The sequence below is a fragment of the Micromonospora sp. NPDC005806 genome (genome assembly GCF_042871425.1).
Lineage (GTDB): Bacteria > Actinomycetota > Actinomycetes > Mycobacteriales > Micromonosporaceae > Micromonospora.
This window is the reverse complement of record NZ_JBIAIL010000030.1, coordinates 35,115-52,032: the sequence shown is the minus strand read 5'-3', so window position 1 is coordinate 52,032 and position 16,918 is coordinate 35,115. Positions and strand designations below refer to the sequence as shown.

Sequence of the window (16,918 nt, the reverse complement as noted above, 5' to 3'; positions counted from 1 at the left end):
AGTCCCAGTCGTCACCCGTCCGCAGAGCAGGGGGAGCCATGAGCACAGAGGTTCGACCAACGGGGAGTCACCGCTCGGAGCCCGGCGCCGGCGGGCCGGCCGGCTTGCCCGTCGAGCTCAACGGCATCAACGTGATCGCGGAGCAGGAACGCAAGGGCCGGCCGCGCGACCTGTTCTGGCCATGGTGCGCCGCGAACATCGCCGTCCTGGGCATCAGCTACGGCTCCTTCTTCCTCGGCTTCGGAGTCTCCTTCTGGCAGGCGACGTTCGCGGGGGTGCTCGGGACCGTCGTGTCTTTCCTGCTCGTTGGCTTCGTGTCGCTGGCCGGCAAGCGCGGCTCGGCGCCCACGATGGTCCTCAGCCGGGCCCCGTTCGGCGTCCGCGGCAATGCGTTGCCGGCGGCCATCAGCTACGTCCTGCTGGTCGGTTGGGAGACTGTGCTCTGCGCCCTCGCCACGCTGGCCACGGCGACCGTCTTCGACCGGCTGGGCTGGGGCAGCGGCAACACCACGAAGGTCGTCGCGTTCCTCGTCGTGGCCCTGGTCGTCGTGCTCGCCGGGGTCCTCGGCTTCGACGCCATCATGCGCCTGCAGGGCATCATCACCATGGGCACCGCGGTCCTGACCGTCGGCTACCTCGTGCTGACCGCCGATCACGTCTCCTGGGCCACGGTGTCGTCGGTGCCGAGCGGGTCCATCGAGGCGTTCATCGGCACCCTCATCTTCGCGATGACTGGCTTCGGCCTCGGCTGGGTCAACTCCGGCGCTGACTACGCCCGCTACCTGCCGCGCGGCGCGTCGAGCCGCGGCGTCGTCGGCTGGACCACGTTCGGGGCGAGCGTGGCGCCCGTCGTCCTGGTCGTCTATGGCCTGCTGCTCGCCGCCTCCGACGAGCAGCTCAGCAGCGCGATCGCCGCCGACCCCATCGGCGCCCTGACGGCGCTCGTCCCGACCTGGTACCTCGTACCGTTCGCGATCGTCGCCATCCTCGGCCTCATCGGCGGCGCGGTCCTGGACATCTACTCGTCGGGCCTGGCGCTGCTCACCCTCGGGCTGCGCGCGCCGAGGTGGGTGGCGGCGGGCATCGACGGCGTCCTGATGATCCTCGGCACCATCTACATCGTCTGGATCGCCAGCAGCTTCATCGGCCCGTTCCAGGGCTTCCTCATCACCCTCGGCGTGCCGATCGCCGGCTGGTGCGGGGTGTTTCTCGCGGATCTCGCGTTGCGCAGGCACGCGTACGCCGAAGCGGACCTCTACCGGCCCGACGGCCGATACGGCTCGATCGGCGCGGCGGCGGTCGGACTCGTCGTCGCCGGCACCGCCGTCGGTTGGGGCCTGGTGACGAACAGCCTGGCCTCGTGGCTGTCCTGGCAGGGCTACCTGCTCTCGGCAACGGGCCTCGGCGGCAAGGCCGGCGGCTGGGCCTACGCGAACCTCGGGGTGGCGGCTTCCTTCGCCATCGGCTTCCTCGGCTACCTGCTGCTCGGCCGGCGCCGCGTCCGCAACCAGGAACGCACCGCGTGATCCGGGCAGTCCCGGCATAATGCCAGTTGCCCCAGGAACTCGGAAGGATGGGCGATGAAGCTCGGCCTGCACTACTGGAACTTCTCCACGCCCGCCGACTCGTCCGAGATGGGCGGGGCACTGGCGGAGACCGCCCGGATCGCGGACCAGGCCGGGGTTTCCACCTTCACGGTCATGGACCACTACTTCCAAATGGAGTTCACCACCTCGGCCGAGGAGCCGATGCTCGAGGCCTACACGACGCTGGGCTACGTGGCCGCGAAGACCGAACGGATGACACTCGGTGTCCTCGTCACCGGGGTGATGTACCGCTATCCCGGCCTCCTCGCCAAGATTGTCACCACTCTCGACGTGCTCTCCGGCGGGCGTGCCCGGCTCGGCATCGGCGCCTCGTGGTACGACCGCGAGCAGCGCGGCCTCGGCGTACCGAACGTCCCGGTCACCGAGCGCTTCGAACGTCTTGAGGAGACGTTGCAGATCTGTCTGCAGATGTGGAGCGACAACAACGGCCGGTTCGACGGCAAGCACTACCAGCTCGCTGAGACGCTGAACGTGCCGGCGCCGATCAGCCGACCGCACCCCCCGATCATGATCGGTGGCGGCGGCGAAAAGAAGACCCTGCGGCTCGTGGCCCGCTACGCCGACGCGTGCAATCTGTTCGGCAACAGCCCGGCGGAGGTCGCGCACAAGCTCGACGTACTGCGCGAACACTGTGCCGCCGAAGGCCGGGACTACGGCAGCATCGAGAAGACCGTGCTGGTCATGCGGCCGCCCCTGCCCGACGTCGACGCGTTCGTCGCCGAGGTGGCCGAGTACGCGGCGCTCGGCGTGACCGAGGTGCAGACGATGCCCGACCGGCACCCGGTCGAGTTCGCGCAGGAACTGGCCGAGCAGCGGGTCGTGGCGCGACTCGCCGAACTCGCCTGATCCAACACCGCGCAAACCCGTCCAGGGACATCGACACGTCCAGCACGACCCTGCCCGTCGCCAACCTCCTGCACACCCTCGGCGCCGCTGTCCAGCGGCGGCACGAGATAGTCGGAACCGGCCCGGCAGCATCGACATCGGCGCTCGAACAAAGTGCGGCGTTCGTCGCTGGACGCGTCGCAGCCGACCAGCTCTCAGGCGGCGAGGAGCACGGCGACGGCTCAGGCGGGACCCGAGCCGTCGCCGCGCTCCCCAACCGTCAGTCGCGCGCCCAGCGGCCGACCACGGCCGCCGCGCCGCCGCCCCGGCGCACCGGCTCGGCCGCAGCGACCAGCCGGCCGTCCGCCAGGAACTCGATACCGGTCGCCGCGCCGATCTCCGCAGTCGGCGAGAACGCATGACCCGACGGGAGACCGGTGGCGTATCCGGTGATGAATGCCGGCTCCGCCTGCGTGCTGGCGCCGTTGCGCTGCGACGCCCGCGGCGCCGCCAGCGCCTCCGGCAGCGTCATGCCCCGGTCGATCCGGTTGACCAGCGTCTGCAGGACGGTGGTGATGATCGTCGCGCCGCCGGGCGAGCCGACAGCCAGGAACGGCCGGCCGTCGGCCAGCACGATCGTGGGCGACATGGAACTGCGCGGGCGCTTGCCCGCCCCCGGGAGATTCGGGTCGGGCGCGGCGCCCTGGGTCGGCGTGAAGTTGAAGTCGGTCAGCTCGTTGTTAAGCAGGAACCCCCGACCGGGCACGACCATCCCGTTGCCGCCGGTCGCCTCGATGGTCAGCGTGTACTCCACCACGTTGCCCCACCGGTCGGCCACGGTCAGGTTGGTGGTGCCGGTGCGGTCGTCGCGGATGTCGGCGACCTTCGCCGCCGAGCAGCCGCCGTAGGCACCGTCGGGGACGCCGGGCGCGACCGGCTTGGGCAGCGCCGCCGACGGGTTGATCAGGCAGGCGCGTTCCTTGGCGTACGCGTCGCTGAGCAGCTCGCGGAGCACGCTCTGCGGGGTGTGGTCGCCGACGTGCCGGTTGCGGTCGGCGAACGCCAGCGCGCTGGCCTCCAGGTAGTGGTGCATCGCCTGGGTCGCGGTCATCGACCGCAGGTCGAACTGCTCGAGGATGTTGAGCGCCTCGCCCACCGCGGTGCCGCCGCTCGACGGGGTGGACATGCCGTACACCTCGAGGCCGCGGTAGTCCGACCGGGTCGGCTCGGGGAACCGGGTGCGGTAGCCGGCGAGGTCGGCGGCGGTCATCCCGGCCGGGCGGACCGGGTACGGCCACGAGCCGACCGGCTGCGCCGCCATCGGCGGCTGCTGCACGGTGGCGACCACGTCGCCACCGACCTCGCCGCGGTAGAACACGTCGGTGCCTCGCTTGGCGATCAGCCGGTACGTCTCGGCGAGGTCCGGGTTGCGGAAGGTGCTGCCGACGGCCGGCGGCTGGCCGCCGGGCAGGTACAGCGCGCTGGTCGAGCTGAACTGACCGAACGCCGGCTGGTTCCCGGCGACCTGGCCGGCGAAGGTCTCGTCGACGGTGAAGCCGTCCTCGGCGACCCGCGCGGCGGGCTTGAGCAGCTGCGCCAGCGACCGGGTGCCCCAGCGGTCCAGCGCGTCCTGCCAGGTGAGCAGGGTGCCGGGGACGCCGACGGACAGCCCGCTGATCCGCGCCTCGTCGAACCGGTACGGCTGCCCGGTGGCCGGGTCGATGAAGGTGGTTTCGCTCATCGACGCCGGTCCCGCCTCGCGACCGTCGATGGTGTGCACCTGCCGGCTCTTCGCGTCGTAGTAGACGAAGAAGCCGCCGCCGCCGATTCCGGCGGAGAACGGTTCGGTGACGCCGAGCGTCGCCGCGGCGGCGACCGCCGCGTCGACCGCGTTGCCACCACGTCGCAGCACGTCCAGGCCGACTGCCGTGGCATTTGCGTCCACTGTGGACACCGCTCCCCCGTACCCGATGGCTGTCGGCTCCTTCGGTGGCCCGGCCGGTGTCGCCTGAGCGGGAACTGAGGTCGCGGCCACGAGCGTGGCCAGGGCGATGGTCGCGGTGACGAGGGCCCGAGGTCTCATCTAGCCTCCACAGATCGACATGAGTGGACCTCCTGCCTACTCCCCCGATCGAGGGCGGGCAACCCGAGGCGGCCCGGTGGATGGGTGCAGCGCGGGCGGTACGCGGGGCGAGCCGCTCGCCGCCCGGCCGGGCGGAGTCCGCCCGGCGGGGCACCAGCAGCTCAGTCCTGCTTGTCGAGGAAGGCGAGCGTGACTGCGGCGAACAGCGGCGAGACGGCGATGTCGTAGTGCGTCAGCCCGGGCAGGACGGCCAGCGCGTGACCCCCCTTCGGCCGGCTCTCGCCCGTCCAGCCGCCGTCGCGTAGGCCGCCGTCGAGCAGTTTGAAGACCTCGATGTAGTGGCTGGGCGGGGCCATGTCGGCGTCGGCGGCCACGATCAGTGTCGGCACTTGGAGGCCGCGGACCTCGTCGGTGTAGTCGAAGTCCTTCGCCATCGCCGCACCGATCTTGTCGAGCAGCCGCGGGAAGTCCTCGGGGCGCGGGGCCACCCGCTGGTAGAGCTCGTACATCGGGGTGCCCTTCATGAACTCGGCGGCCGCGGCACCGACCTGGCCCTGCTGCTGGAGCATCTCCGGATAGATGGCGTTGCGGCGGATGTTCGCCGATGCCGCGACCAGGCGGCCCACCTTGTGCGGGTGCCTGATCGCGACCTGGAGCGCCACCCCGCCACCGAGGGAGTAGCCGACGACATCCGGCTTCCGCAGCCCGAGGTGATCGATGAGGGCGGCGATGTCGTCGGCCATCAGCGTGACGTCGAGCGGCCGGTCGATGTCGGCGGTGCGGCCGTGTCCCTGCAGGTCGACCAGGATGACCTGGTGATGGTCGGCCAGCGAGGGCAGGATCGACTCGAACATCTCCCCCGAGCAGAGGCCGCCGTGCAGCAGGACCATCGGGTGGCCCGCCCCGTGCGTCTCGTAGTAGAGGTTGATGCCGTTGACGTCGGCGTACCGCCCCGAGCCGGCGGTGTGCTGAGTCGCGGTCATGGTGTGCTCCTCGTGTCGTCTCGTCGCACTGACGCCGGTACTGACCAGCCAGGCGTCGGGAACTCATCGCCGCCGGCCCGGCGAGTTTGCGGGGTGCACCTACGGCGAACGGTCGACTACCGTGGTCGGGGTGGGTGAGGTGGCGACCAGTGGATCCGTCGAGTCACAGCTGGAGACGTACCGGCCGGAACTGACCGGCTACTGCTACCGCATGCTCGGGTCCGTGTTCGAGGCCGAAGACGCCGTACAGGACACCTTCGTGCGGGCCTGGCGCGGCTTCGACCGGTTCGAAGGGCGGGCAACGCTGCGGTCCTGGCTGTACCGGATCGCGACCAACGTTTGCCTGACCATGCTCACCAGCGCGCAACGGCGGGTCCTGCCGATGGATCTCGGCCCGGCCGGGTCCGGCCACGCCACGGAGCCGGGAGAGCCGCGCCCCGACGAGATCTGGGTGGGCCCGGCACCGGACAGTCGGGTCCTACCGGAGAACAGCGACCCCGCCGACGTGGTCACCGCGCGCGAATCGGTCCGGCTGGCGTTCGTCGCGGCGCTGCAGTACCTGCCGCCGCGGCAGCGGGCCGTACTGATCCTGCGCGAGGTGCTGGCCTGGCCGGCCCAGGAGGTGGCCGAACTGCTCGACACCTCGGTGGCGAGCGTCAACAGCGCCCTGCAGCGGGCCCGGGCAACCCTGGCGGCCGCCAATACCACCACCGACATGCACAAGCCGCTGGACGACGAACAGCAGGCGCTGCTCGCGCGCTATGTGCAGGCCTTCGAGGAGTACGACCTCGACGCCCTCACCACGCTGCTGCACGAGGACGTGACCATGTCCATGCCCCCGCTGCCGCTGTGGCTGCGCGGCCCCGATGACATCCGGGCCTGGATGGCCGGTACGGGCATTGGTTGCCGGGGATCTCGCCTGGTGCCGGTCGTGGCCAACGGCATGCCGGCGTTCGGGCAGTACCGGCCGGGCCTCACCGGCTCGGGACACGACCCGTGGTCCCTGATCGTGCTGGAGCTGTCAGCCGGGCGGATCGCCGCGATCACCCACTTCCTCGACACCGCCCGTGTCTTCCCGTTGTTCGGGCTGCCGGCCCGACTCGGGTAACGCGTCGGCCAGGCCGAGCAGGCCGACCAGCCGCAGCAGTGCCGGGCCGGCTCCCCGGACGACGAGCTGCCAGCCGTGCCGCCGGGCGGTCAACCGCAGCCGGGCCAGCGCCTCGACCGTCACCACGTCGGGCGAAGCCACGCCGGCCACGTCGCAGCTGACGACCCCGGGAGCACGGCCGCGCAGCAGTTCGGCGAGGTCGGCGCAGAGGACGGGGATGTCCGCGCGGGCCACCGCCGCGCCGACCGCGAAGGAGATCCCGGGGGCCGCCACCCCGATAGGACCGCGCGCCGGCGCGGAACTCATCGCGCCTCCGTACGCCTCACCGGAGGAGGAAATCGCCCGCGAGGCGGCGCCGGCCGACGCGCAGCGCGAGCAGCACTTTCAACCACAGGGCTGACAGACGGTTCGCCTGCTGGCTATGGTCCTTTCAACCATCGGGTTGAAAGGGAGGGGCGGATGACCACGGACGCGCTGTCCCGGGCCTTCGCCGCCCTCGCGGATCCCACCCGGCGCGACATGGTGGCGCGGCTCTCGGAGGGCGACGCGACCGTGAGCCAACTGGCCGAGCCGTACCGGATCACGCTGCAGGCCGTCTACAAGCACCTGCGGGTCCTCGAGCACGCCGGGCTCGTCAGCCGACCGCAAGGGCCGCAGCCCCGGCCGGTACGCCTGGAGGTCCACGCCTTCGACCTGATGGACACCTGGATCGAGCGCCACCGGAGCCGCGTCGAGCAGCGCTACCGCCGCCTGGACGCCGTCCTGGCGGAGATGAAGGGAAACGAGCATGGACAGGATCACGGAGACAGTCATCGAAGCCGATCCGAGACTGCCGGTCATCCGGATGACTCGTGACTTCGCGGCAACGCCCGAGCAACTGTTCCGCGCCCACACCGATCCCGTGTTGTTCGCCCGGTGGGTGGGCCCCGACGCCACTGCCACCCGGATCGAGCACTGGGACGCGTCCACCGGCGGCAGCTGGCGGTACGTCTCGGTGCACGACGGCACGGAGTACGGGTTTCGCGGCTGCTTCCACGAGGTACGGCCGCACCGCATCGTGCAGACCTTCACGTTCGAGGGCGATCCCGACGGGGTCGCGCTGGAGACGTTGTGGTTCGAGGAGCTGGGCGACGGCCGTGCGCGGCTGCGGACACAGTCCCTGGTCGACAGCTTCGAAGGCCGCGACGCGTGGCTGCGCAGCGGTATGGAGGTCGGTGTCGACGAGGGTTACGCGAAGCTGGAGAGGATGCTCATCGATGGCGCTGTCTGACCGTCCGGCCGAGCGGCACCGGCAGGTTGCCGGGCTGTTCACCGACCGGGTCCGCGGCACCCGATCGTGGGACGCGCCCGCCCCGGTCGCCGACTGGACCGCCCGGGACGTCGTGCGTCACCTGACCGAATGGTGCCCCGGGTTTCTCGCCTCCGGCGCCGGCATCACACTCCCCCAGGGGCCGTCCGTGGCCGAAGACCCGGTCGCCGCGTGGCAGGTGCACTGCGACGGTGTGCAGGCGGTGCTGGACGATCCGGAGACGGCGCACCGGGATTTCACCAACCCGCACATCGGCAGCCTGCCGCTGGCGGCCGCGATCGACCGGTTCTACACCACCGACGTCTTCATGCACACCTGGGATCTCTCCACGGCTACTGGCCAGGACGACCGGCTGGACCCCGACTTCTGCGCTCAACTCCTCGGTGGGATGGAGCAGATGGAGGAGGTCATCCGCTCCTCCGGCCAGTTCGGCAGCCGGGTCGAGGTACCCGACGGCGCGGACGCCCAGACCAAACTGCTGGGTTTCATCGGCCGGGACCCGTTCTGGTCGCAGCGGTGATCCGCACACCGCCCGGGGTGCGGAGCCTCGGGAGACCTACCGGGATCGCCCCGGGCTGACGCGGAGCGTTGCCGACCCTCACCGTGGACACCAGCGACGGCTACCGGCCGGGCCTCGACGACACCATCGCCTTCGCCACTGAAGGGTCCCGGTAGCACTGAGCGGTTTCGGCCGAAAACCGTTTGAGCCTTCCCTCCGCGCTCCCGTAGGTTGCCTACGGCCCGTCGCAGTGAGGACAGAGGACAAAACCGCGTGACCCCGCCTGCCCTTTAGACCTGACACCTTCTTCCGCTCACCTGTAGCCGACGCTCCCGTCGGTTCCGCTGGGCTGCCCTTGTGCGCCCGGTCATACAGCGTTTGAGGTCGCGCGTAATCGGCCTCGTGTCAGGTCTAGAGAGATCAGGTCTAGAGACATCATGTCTTCACAACCTCATACCGTGCTGCCCTGGGTCGTTCGTCGGACCAGGCTGCCTCTGCTGTCGTTGCGGTGCGTGGACTGCCGGTCGGAGTCGGCCACCACCGGCGAGGGCAGGTTCCGCGTCAACGCCAACGGCAAGCTGCTGGACGTGTGGCTGCTGGTCCGCTGCGTATCCTGCGATCGGACGAGCAAGCTCACCGTGCACGAGCGAGCGCCGGTCAGATCCTTCGATCCGGCCGAGCTCCACGGCTACGGCGTCAACGATCCGGAACTGGTGGCGTCCAGGCTGTTGGATCCGCTGCTCGCCCGGCGCAACCGCTTCACCCTGGACTGGACGGGGGCCTGGCGGCTGGACACCCCGTCGGCATGGCTCGACGAGGCGTGGCCGGTCCAGGTGGAGGTCGTCTTCGAGGATCTGGTACCGGTGCGCCCGGAACGGCTCATCGCGCAAGGGCTCGGCCTCAGCAGGAACGAGGTACTGCGCCGGATCAAGTGCGACATTCCGCTGCGCCGTCCGACGAGCACCGGGTTCACCTTTACCGTGATGGCCGGGGACTAGCGGGGATGTAGCCGCGGCGGGCCACTCGGCCCGCCCGGCTCCACCCCTGCTCATCGGTCTTCTGTTCCGATGTTCCTCAACCCCCTGGGCGTCGAGTTGCCGCACGATCGTGGTGTGGGGGTCCGTGGGCGCCACCGGTTGAGCCGGGATGCCGCGCTCGGCCACGTCACGGCGAGAGGCGCTTCTCGAACCAGTGGTGCGCGTAGCGCTCGGTGTTGTAAGGCTCGATCTCCTGGTAGCCGGCGGCGCGGTACATGGCGATCGCCTCGGTCAGGTTGCGGTTGGTGTCCAGCCGGACGGCGGTCCAGCCGTGGTCAGCGGCGTGCCGCTCGAGCTGGCTCAGGATCCGCCGGCCGATCCCGTGCCCCCGTACGCTGTCCGCCACCCAGACCCGCTTGATCTCCGCGGGTGCGCCCGCGTGGAGCTTGATCGCGCCGCAGCCGACAGGCTCGCCGTTGAGGGTGGCGATCAGGAACACGCCGGCGGGTGGGAGGAGTTCCTCGTCGCGGACCGGGTTGCTCAGTGCCGGGTCGAACCCTTCGTCGAATCGCTGCGCAACCTCCCGGGCGTACGCCCGTACACACGCCCGCGCTCGGGGGTCTCCCGGTGAGCACGGCTCGATCACCACCATCGAGCTGACCAGCAGCCGTTCCACCTCGGCCATCGCCGCGACGAGACGCTCGCGGCGGTGCTCGCTGAGCGGTTCGAGGATCGACCGGGCCAACTCGTCGGAACGCGTGTCCAGCTCGGCCCACTCCGCCCGACCGGCCTCGGTGAGTGCGGCGACGCGCACCCGCCCGTCGCCGCCGGCCCGGTCGGCCGGGCCGACCGTCACCAGCCCGTCGCCCTCCAGGGTGCGCAGCAGCCGGCTGAGATGCCCGGAGTCCAACCCGAGCCGGGCCCGCAGCGCCGCGACCTCAGCGCCGTCGGGACCGATATCCCACAGCACACGCGCCTGCGCGAGCGGGCGATCGCGGGACATGTACTGGTCGTCGAGTGCGCCGACCCGCTGGGTGACCGTCCGGTTGAACCGCCGGACGGTGGCGATGAACTCCGAACTCATATGCCTGACTTTAGTCAGGCTTTCACGCGGTTGGCCAGCCGGGCCTCGCGTAGCCGCTCGCGTGTGACGGCGCGTCAGTCGGCGCTGGAGCGGGCCCAGAGGTTGATGCCGGACTCCGTGGCGTACCGGTCGATCTCGGCCAGCTCGTCCCCGGTGAACGTGGTGTTGTCCAACGCCGCCACGTTCGCCTCCAGCTGGGCCACGCTGCTGGCGCCGAGCACCGTGGAGGTCATCCGTGGATCGCGCAGGGTCCAGGCGATCGCCAGCTGCGCGAGGTTCTGCCCGCGCCGGGCGGCGATGGCGTTGAGGTTCCGGATCTTGTCCAGGTTCTCCTCGGTCAGCCATTCCGGAAACAGCGAGCTGCCCGCATGGGCGCGCGAGTCCTCGGGTACGCCGTCCAGGTAGCGGTCGGTGAGCATGCCCTGGGCGAGCGGGGAAAAGCCGATGCAGCCGACGCCTTCCCGTTCCAGAGTGTCCAGCAGGTCATTCTCGATCCACCGGTTCAACATCGAGTACGACGGCTGGTGGATCAGCAGCGGCGTACCAAGATCGCGGAGGATCGCGGCGGCCTCGGCGGTCTTCGCCGCGGAGTAGGAGGAGATGCCGACGTACAACGCCTTGCCGGCGCGCACCGCCGCGTCCAGCGCCCCCATCGTCTCTTCGAGCGGGGTCTCCGGGTCGAAGCGGTGGGAGTAGAAGATGTCGACGTAGTCCAAGCCCATCCGCGCGAGCGACTGGTCCAGCGACGCGGTCAGGTACTTCCGGGAACCCCACTCGCCGTACGGCCCGGGCCACATGTCGTAGCCGGCCTTCGTCGAGATGACCAGCTCGTCACGATACGGCCGGAAGTCGGTGGCGAGGATCCGGCCGAAGTTCTCTTCCGCCGAGCCGTACGGCGGGCCGTAGTTGTTGGCGAGATCGAAGTGAGTGATGCCCAGGTCGAAGGCGCGGCGGAGAATGGCCCGCTGGGTCTTCAGCGGCCGGTTGTCGCCGAAGTTGTGCCACAGACCGAGCGACACGGCGGGCAGTTTCAGGCCGCTGCGGCCGCACCGGCGGTACTCCATGGAGCCGTACCGGTCGGGCGCGGCGAGGTAACTGGTGGTCATGGCGCTCCTCGGATCAGAGTGAACGGGATGGCGACGAGGTGCGCCGCCATCCCGCGCGATGTCATGGCAGCCCGGTTCAGCCCAGGGCGTCGAGGTCCTCGGCGGTGAGGGTGAGCTCCGGCGCCTGTGCCGAGTCGAGGATGGTCTCCGGGCGGCTGGCGCCGGGGATCGGGATGACGACCGGGGACTTGGCCAGGTGCCAGGCGAGGCAGACACGCTGCGGGCTCACGCCGTGCCGTTCGGCGACGGCCGTGAAGGCGGCGGCGTGGCCGCCCAAGTGGTCGGCGCGGCCGATGCCGCCCAGCGGCGACCAGGGCAGCAAGGCGATGCCGAGCTGGTCACAGAGCTCCAGCTCGGGCTCGGAGGACCGGAAGGCCGGTGAGAACTGGTTCTGCACCGACACCAGCCGGCCACCGAGGATCTCCTGGGCCTCGCGGATCTGTTCCGGGTTCGCGTTCGAGATGCCGGCCATGCGGATCTTGCCGGCGTCGAGCAGGTCACGGATGGCGCCGATGGAGTCGGCGTACGGGACCCGCGGGTCCGGGCGGTGGTGCTGGTAGAGGCCGATGGCCTCGACACCGAGGCGCTTGAGCGAGGCGTCGCAGGCGCGGGCGAGGTACTCCGGGGAGCCGTTGAGCGTCCAACTGCCGTCGCCCGGCCGCAGGTGCCCGCCCTTGGTGGCGACCAGCACGGTCGACGTGTCGCCGCCGTACGTGGCCAGCGCGCGGGCGATAAGGGACTCGTTGTGGCCCACCTCGTCGGCGTGGAGGTGATAGGCGTCCGCGGTGTCGATCAGCGTTACGCCCGCGTCCAGCGCTGCGTGGATCGTCCGGATCGAGCGCTTCTCGTCCGGACGGCCCTCAATCGACATCGGCATGCCACCGAGACCGATCGCGCTCACCTCAACGTCGCCGATGCGACGGCTTTGCATGGCACATACCTCCTCGTCGCGGCCCCGCACTCACGGGTCCAGGTTTCCAGCCTGGTACCGCGCCCGCTCGCAGTCCAACAGAAGAAGCCGCTCGGAATCAGCACCTAGACTGCTCAATCGTGGAGCTGCGACACCTGGAGTACTTCGTGGCGGTTGCCGAGGAACGCCACTTCACCCGGGCGGCGGAGCGGATGCGCGTCGCGCAGTCCGGTTTGTCCGCCGCCATCCGCACCCTGGAGCGGGACCTCGACGCCGAACTGTTCGTCCGCAGCACCCGCCGGGTGGAGCTGACCGACGCCGGCCGGGCGCTGCTCGCAGAGGCACACCGGACGCTGGCCAGCGCGACCGCGGCCCGCAACGCCGTGGCCGCCGTACGGGGGTTGCTGCGCGGCAGCCTCACCGTCGGCTCCGAGCAGTGCCTGGGCGTGATCGACCTGCCTCCGCTGCTGGCGTCGTTCCGCCGCGCCCACCCCGGCGTGGAGATCCGGCTACGCTACGCCGGCTCTGGCCACGTGACCGAGCAGATCCGGCTGGGCCGCCTCAACGTGGGCTTCGTGGCGCTGCCCGGCCCGCCGCCGGACGGCGTCCGCCTGCTGCCGCTGGCAACCGAGAAGATGGTCCTGCTCTGCCACCCGGCGCACCCGCTCGCCGAGCGGGACACCGTCGACGTGGCGGCCCTGCTCGACGAGGAGTTCGTCGACTTCAGCACCGACTGGGGCGCCCGGCGGGTCAACGACCAGACGTTCGCCCGGGCGGACGCCGAGCGCCGGGTCTCGGTCGAGGTCAACGACGTGCACACCCTGCTCGACTTTGTCCATCAGGGGCTCGGCGTGGCGCTGGTGCCGGCCCCGGTGACCCGCAAGCCGCACGCCAACGGGCTGCACGTCGCCGCGCTCGCCGCCCAGGACGGCCCGACCTGGCAGGTGTCGGTGGCCGTGTCCGCGTCCGCGCCACCCGGCCCGGCGACCACCGAGCTGCTGCGGATGGCCCTGCCGCAGGGTCGGCTGGCCGGGCCGGGCCGTGCGGCGGGGCAGCCGGCCGCTCAGCCCGCCTGACCGGCGGTCCGCGCCTGGCGGGTGCGGCGGACCCGGCTAGTACCACAGCCGTCAATCGCGCCGGTGACCGATGCACCGGGCGCGGCGCTCGACGAGTACGAAGCTGGGTGCCGTCGCAGCGATGAGTCTGCCGGCGCCCACAGGTCTGCCTCCCGACCGAGACAACCAACTCATCGGGAGTAAGGCATGGGCCTTATCCACATCGAGCTGTTCGCAACCCTCGACCTCGTCGGGCAGTCGCCCGGCGGCCCCGACGAGGACCCGGTGGGGTTCCCGTTCGGCGGCTGGCAGGCGCCCCTGCTGGACGAGGTCACCGGGGCGCAGGTCGGTGCCGCGTACGAGGGCACGGACGCCCTCCTGCTCGGCCGGCGGACGTATGACATCTTCGCCGCCTACTGGCCGCACCAGGAGGGCGGCGAGGACAACGAGATCGCCACGCTCTTCAACCGCGTCCCGAAGTACGTGGCCTCCCGCGGCAGGCCCGACCTCTCGTGGGCCGGGTCCACGCAACTCGGCCCGGATCTGGCCGGCGCGGTGCGCGAGATCCGTGACCGGCACGAGCACGTGAAGGTCGTCGGGAGCCTGAACCTGGTGCAGACCCTCCTGCGCGAGAAGCTCTTCGACCGTCTCGACCTCTGGGTGCACCCGATCGTGCTCGGCGTCGGGAAGAAGGTGTTCGACGGTGGCGCGGTGCCCACGAACGTCACACTCCTCGAACTGCCGGTAGCCGGTCCGAAGGGCACCGTGTACCTGCGCTACGGGCTCGCCGATGGCACACCCGGGACGGGGGACATGAGCGCACCCGATCGCGGTGTCGGGCGCGACGACTGAAGCCGCCCCGCGCCAGGCGGGCCCGTGTCGTCGGCGGTGAATCCGCCAGGTTGGCATTCCGTCACGGCGTCGGCAGCTCGAGGTGCCGACGCCGTGACGAAGTGCCTCGCCAGAGCGGCGCCGCCGTCACGCAATGGTCTGGCCGGCCCCGTCACCCCCAGCTAGTGGGCGAGCACGTCAACGGCGAGATCCCGCACTACCGCCTCGTCCACCTCGACGCCGAGCCCCGGCCCGGTCGGCACCCGTGCGACACCGTCCTTGACCTCGACCGTCGCCCCGGTGGCGTAGGAGGAGGTGAGGAACTGCCGCCCGTTCAGGTCGACCGGTGTGTCGATGCCGTACGCGGCGAACAGGTGCAGCGACGCGGCCAGGCCCAGGTCGGAGTCGGTGAGCCCGGACCCCATCAGCCGCACCCCGGCGTCCTCGGCGAGGGCACAGAGCCGCCGGGACAACGTCAGGCCGCCGCTGCGCTGCACTTTTGCGATGGCCACGTCCACCGCGTTCAGCTTCACGAAGGTCGCCAGGTCGCTCGGGTGGCGCAGGCTCTCGTCGAGGGCGACCGGAATGGGGGAGGTCTCCCGCAGCCGGCGCTGCCCGGCGACGTCGTTGGCCGGTAGTGGCTGCTCGAACGCGGTGACGTCGAGGTCGGCGAGCCGGCGGGCCATCCGGAGCGCCCCGTCGACGGTGTACCCCTGGTTGGCGTCCACCCAGAGGGCGGCGTCGGGCGCGGCCTCCCGGACGGCCCGCACCACGGCGGCGTCCTCGGCCTCGCTGTGCAGCCCGACCTTCACCTTGAACGCCCGGTAGCCGAGGTCGCTGCCCTCCGCCACCGCGTCGGCGACTTCTGCGGCGGTCTGGCCGGAGACGATCCAGCCGAGCTGGATGGTCTCCCGACGCCGCTGCCCCCACAACACTCCCACCGGTACGCCCATCGCGCGGCCGAGCAGGTCGTGCAGCGCGACGTCGACGGCGCTCTTGGCCAGGGGCGCGCCGATGGTGAAGCCCCGGTTGACGGCCCGGTCGAACGCGGTGGTCACGCCGTCGAGGTCCCAGGCGGGGCGGCCGAGGATGGCCGGGGCCAGGTAGCGGTCGACGGTGGTGACGATGGATTCGGCCGTCTCGTAGGTCCAGGCGGGGATGGGGGTGGCCTCGCCCCAGCCGGTGACGCCGTCGGCGGTGACCTTGACCAGGACGCGGATACTGGGCGTGCCGGCGACGGCGACCGACCCGCCGGACACCCCGAACGAGCGCACGGTGGGTAGCGCGACGGCGTAGGTGTCGACCGAGTCGATGGTCAGTCCGGCCAGGGCGGTGGCGGCAGAGATCACGGGTGAGCCTTCCGTCAGGCGAGCTTGGCGGTGCTGGCGCGGACGACCACCTCGCCGCCGAGCCGCAGGATCCGGCGGCGGCGTCCAGGGTTCTCGGTGAGCGCCATCTCCATGGCCTTCTCGCCGAGCTGCTGCAGCGGCAGCGCGACGGTGGTCAGCGGCGGGGTGAGGTCGCGGACGATCGGGATGTCGTCGAAGCCGGCGACGGAGACGTCGTTCGGCACGGACAGGCCCTGGTCGCGCAGGGCCGCGCAGGCGCCGATGGCCATCACGTCGGTCAGCGCGAAGACGCAGGTGGCGGTCAGCCCGCGGGAGAGCAGTTCGGTCATGGCGCCGTATCCGCCGTCGCGGGTGAAGGGGCCTTCGACAATGTCGGCGGGGTTCAGCGCCACGCCGGCCTTGGTGAGTTCGTCGCGGAAGCCGCCGAGCCGGTCGGCGACGGTGGTCAGGGTCTGCGGTCCGGTGAGCACGGCGAAGCGGCGGTGGCCGAGGTCGAGCAGGGCGCGGGCCATGGCGGCGGCGCCAGCCCGGTTCTCCGGCAGCACGCTGTCGACCTTGAGGCTGCGGTGCCGGCTGACCACGGCGACCCGGCCGCCGCCCTCGAGGTATGGCTTCAGCTCGGCGTCCAGGGCCCGTTCCCACCGGGGGTCCTCGAACCCGGAGCCGATGAGCAGGATGGCGGGCGCGCGTTCGGCGCGCAGCATGGACACGTACGCGATCTCCCGCTCGGGGTCGCGGAAGGTGCTGGCCAGCATGACGAGGAGGTCGTTGTTGCCGGCGACGCGCATGACGCCGCCGGCGACGGCGGCGAAGTAGGGGTCGCTGACGTCGTGGCAGATGACGCCGACGGTGCGATGGGAGGCGCCGGCCAGGGCGCGGGCGTGCGCGTTCGGGATGTAGGCCAGCTTCTCGGCGGCGGCCAGCACCCGGTCCCGCAGCTGGGGGGTCACCCGCATGCCGTTGAGCGCCCGGGAGGCGGTGGCGAGCGAGACCTCGGCCTCTCTGGCCACATCTTCCAGGGTCACGTGCGTCCGTGGCTGCATGGACTTTTCCCCCTGCGGAAGTTCTTGACCGGATTATTTCGGCGTGGTTACCGTAGCACTCTGAAAGCGCTTACTGAAAGCGCATTCAGGGCCGCGTCCCCGTCCACCGGGGCCTGCACGGCCCTGCCCGACGGCACACGCCTACCCAG

At 71.0% G+C, this 16,918-nt stretch carries 17 protein-coding genes; 9 read left to right on the top strand and 8 right to left on the bottom strand.

The annotated features are described in order from the left end of the window. The first annotated feature begins 38 nt into the window (after positions 1–38). Entirely contained in the window at positions 39–1,526 is a 1,488-nt protein-coding gene (locus tag ACFYOS_RS26185) for a purine-cytosine permease family protein (RefSeq protein ID WP_387146876.1), read from the top strand. A gap of 54 nt (positions 1,527–1,580) precedes the next feature. Continuing rightward, positions 1,581–2,453 (top strand): TIGR03560 family F420-dependent LLM class oxidoreductase, encoded by an 873-nt coding sequence (locus ACFYOS_RS26180; RefSeq protein ID WP_387146873.1) that lies wholly within the window; start codon positions 1,581–1,583, stop codon positions 2,451–2,453. A gap of 259 nt (positions 2,454–2,712) precedes the next feature. On the opposite strand, the gene ggt is transcribed toward ACFYOS_RS26180, so the two are convergent. Beyond that, positions 2,713–4,515 (bottom strand): gamma-glutamyltransferase, encoded by a 1,803-nt coding sequence (ggt, locus tag ACFYOS_RS26175; RefSeq protein ID WP_387146870.1) that lies wholly within the window; start codon positions 4,513–4,515, stop codon positions 2,713–2,715. A gap of 161 nt (positions 4,516–4,676) precedes the next feature. After that, positions 4,677–5,498, bottom strand: coding sequence for an alpha/beta fold hydrolase (locus tag ACFYOS_RS26170; protein WP_387146867.1), 822 nt, complete (start codon positions 5,496–5,498; stop codon positions 4,677–4,679). Between the two features lie 130 nt (positions 5,499–5,628). Here ACFYOS_RS26170 and ACFYOS_RS26165 point away from each other — a divergent pair, with 130 nt between their 5' ends. Then, positions 5,629–6,606 carry a sigma-70 family RNA polymerase sigma factor gene (locus ACFYOS_RS26165; protein ID WP_387146863.1) on the top strand — a complete coding sequence of 326 codons (978 nt, stop codon included), beginning with the start codon at positions 5,629–5,631 and terminating at the stop codon, positions 6,604–6,606. On the opposite strand, the gene ACFYOS_RS26160 is transcribed toward ACFYOS_RS26165, so the two are convergent. Further along, complete coding sequence (locus ACFYOS_RS26160; protein ID WP_387146860.1) at positions 6,520–6,912, bottom strand: STAS domain-containing protein; 393 nt, start codon at positions 6,910–6,912, stop codon at positions 6,520–6,522. The two genes, ACFYOS_RS26165 and ACFYOS_RS26160, sit on opposite strands and share 87 nt — an antisense overlap. A 153-nt stretch (positions 6,913–7,065) precedes the next feature. On the opposite strand from ACFYOS_RS26160, the gene ACFYOS_RS26155 reads away from it, so the two are divergent. The 4 genes from ACFYOS_RS26155 to ACFYOS_RS26140 all read left to right on the top strand — a co-directional run bounded on the left by ACFYOS_RS26155 (position 7,066) and on the right by ACFYOS_RS26140 (position 9,412). Then, complete coding sequence (locus ACFYOS_RS26155; protein ID WP_387146857.1) at positions 7,066–7,461, top strand: ArsR/SmtB family transcription factor; 396 nt, start codon at positions 7,066–7,068, stop codon at positions 7,459–7,461. Continuing rightward, positions 7,451–7,876, top strand: coding sequence for an SRPBCC family protein (locus tag ACFYOS_RS26150; RefSeq protein ID WP_387146854.1), 426 nt, complete (start codon positions 7,451–7,453; stop codon positions 7,874–7,876). The genes ACFYOS_RS26155 and ACFYOS_RS26150 overlap by 11 nt, the downstream gene beginning before the upstream one ends. Continuing rightward, positions 7,863–8,435 (top strand): TIGR03086 family metal-binding protein, encoded by a 573-nt coding sequence (locus ACFYOS_RS26145; protein ID WP_387146851.1) that lies wholly within the window; start codon positions 7,863–7,865, stop codon positions 8,433–8,435. The genes ACFYOS_RS26150 and ACFYOS_RS26145 overlap by 14 nt, the downstream gene beginning before the upstream one ends. 491 nt (positions 8,436–8,926) lie before the next feature. Beyond that, positions 8,927–9,412, top strand: a complete 486-nt coding sequence (locus ACFYOS_RS26140; RefSeq protein ID WP_387146848.1) for a DUF1062 domain-containing protein — start codon at positions 8,927–8,929, stop codon at positions 9,410–9,412. 166 nt (positions 9,413–9,578) lie between these two features. On the opposite strand, the gene ACFYOS_RS26135 is transcribed toward ACFYOS_RS26140, so the two are convergent. The 3 genes from ACFYOS_RS26135 to ACFYOS_RS26125 form a co-directional block, all read right to left on the bottom strand. Further along, positions 9,579–10,475, bottom strand: coding sequence for a GNAT family N-acetyltransferase (locus tag ACFYOS_RS26135; protein ID WP_387146845.1), 897 nt, complete (start codon positions 10,473–10,475; stop codon positions 9,579–9,581). A gap of 74 nt (positions 10,476–10,549) precedes the next feature. Next, entirely contained in the window at positions 10,550–11,581 is a 1,032-nt protein-coding gene (gene mgrA, locus ACFYOS_RS26130) for an L-glyceraldehyde 3-phosphate reductase (RefSeq protein ID WP_387146842.1), read from the bottom strand. A gap of 76 nt (positions 11,582–11,657) precedes the next feature. Beyond that, positions 11,658–12,512 (bottom strand): aldo/keto reductase, encoded by an 855-nt coding sequence (locus tag ACFYOS_RS26125; RefSeq protein WP_387146839.1) that lies wholly within the window; start codon positions 12,510–12,512, stop codon positions 11,658–11,660. 119 nt (positions 12,513–12,631) lie between these two features. Between ACFYOS_RS26125 and ACFYOS_RS26120 the strand changes: the two genes are divergently transcribed. Both ACFYOS_RS26120 and ACFYOS_RS26115 read left to right on the top strand, forming a co-directional pair. Then, on the top strand, positions 12,632–13,567 hold the full coding sequence (locus tag ACFYOS_RS26120; RefSeq protein WP_387146836.1) for a LysR family transcriptional regulator: 936 nt from the start codon (positions 12,632–12,634) through the stop codon (positions 13,565–13,567). A gap of 186 nt (positions 13,568–13,753) precedes the next feature. Beyond that, on the top strand, positions 13,754–14,398 hold the full coding sequence (locus ACFYOS_RS26115; RefSeq protein WP_387146834.1) for a dihydrofolate reductase family protein: 645 nt from the start codon (positions 13,754–13,756) through the stop codon (positions 14,396–14,398). A 161-nt stretch (positions 14,399–14,559) separates the two neighbouring features. Here the strand turns inward: ACFYOS_RS26115 and ACFYOS_RS26110 are convergent, their stop codons facing one another. After that, on the bottom strand, positions 14,560–15,726 hold the full coding sequence (locus tag ACFYOS_RS26110; protein WP_387146832.1) for a mandelate racemase/muconate lactonizing enzyme family protein: 1,167 nt from the start codon (positions 15,724–15,726) through the stop codon (positions 14,560–14,562). Between the two features lie 14 nt (positions 15,727–15,740). Beyond that, complete coding sequence (locus ACFYOS_RS26105; RefSeq protein WP_387146830.1) at positions 15,741–16,769, bottom strand: LacI family DNA-binding transcriptional regulator; 1,029 nt, start codon at positions 16,767–16,769, stop codon at positions 15,741–15,743. Between the last annotated feature and the right edge of the window lie 149 nt (positions 16,770–16,918).

What these genes read in the sequence shown, in the direction of transcription:
- ACFYOS_RS26185 (WP_387146876.1), top strand. Translation starts at nt 39, where the DNA reads ATGAGCACAGAGGTTCGACCAACGGGGAGTCACCGCTCGGAGCCCGGC.
- ACFYOS_RS26180 (WP_387146873.1), top strand. Translation starts at nt 1,581, where the DNA reads ATGAAGCTCGGCCTGCACTACTGGAACTTCTCCACGCCCGCCGACTCG.
- ggt (WP_387146870.1), bottom strand. Translation starts at nt 4,515, where the DNA reads ATGAGACCTCGGGCCCTCGTCACCGCGACCATCGCCCTGGCCACGCTC.
- ACFYOS_RS26170 (WP_387146867.1), bottom strand. Translation starts at nt 5,498, where the DNA reads ATGACCGCGACTCAGCACACCGCCGGCTCGGGGCGGTACGCCGACGTC.
- ACFYOS_RS26160 (WP_387146860.1), bottom strand. Translation starts at nt 6,912, where the DNA reads ATGAGTTCCGCGCCGGCGCGCGGTCCTATCGGGGTGGCGGCCCCCGGG.
- ACFYOS_RS26155 (WP_387146857.1), top strand. Translation starts at nt 7,066, where the DNA reads ATGACCACGGACGCGCTGTCCCGGGCCTTCGCCGCCCTCGCGGATCCC.
- ACFYOS_RS26150 (WP_387146854.1), top strand. Translation starts at nt 7,451, where the DNA reads ATGACTCGTGACTTCGCGGCAACGCCCGAGCAACTGTTCCGCGCCCAC.
- ACFYOS_RS26145 (WP_387146851.1), top strand. Translation starts at nt 7,863, where the DNA reads ATGGCGCTGTCTGACCGTCCGGCCGAGCGGCACCGGCAGGTTGCCGGG.
- ACFYOS_RS26135 (WP_387146845.1), bottom strand. Translation starts at nt 10,475, where the DNA reads ATGAGTTCGGAGTTCATCGCCACCGTCCGGCGGTTCAACCGGACGGTC.
- mgrA (WP_387146842.1), bottom strand. Translation starts at nt 11,581, where the DNA reads ATGACCACCAGTTACCTCGCCGCGCCCGACCGGTACGGCTCCATGGAG.
- ACFYOS_RS26125 (WP_387146839.1), bottom strand. Translation starts at nt 12,512, where the DNA reads ATGCAAAGCCGTCGCATCGGCGACGTTGAGGTGAGCGCGATCGGTCTC.
- ACFYOS_RS26115 (WP_387146834.1), top strand. Translation starts at nt 13,754, where the DNA reads ATGGGCCTTATCCACATCGAGCTGTTCGCAACCCTCGACCTCGTCGGG.
- ACFYOS_RS26105 (WP_387146830.1), bottom strand. Translation starts at nt 16,769, where the DNA reads ATGCAGCCACGGACGCACGTGACCCTGGAAGATGTGGCCAGAGAGGCC.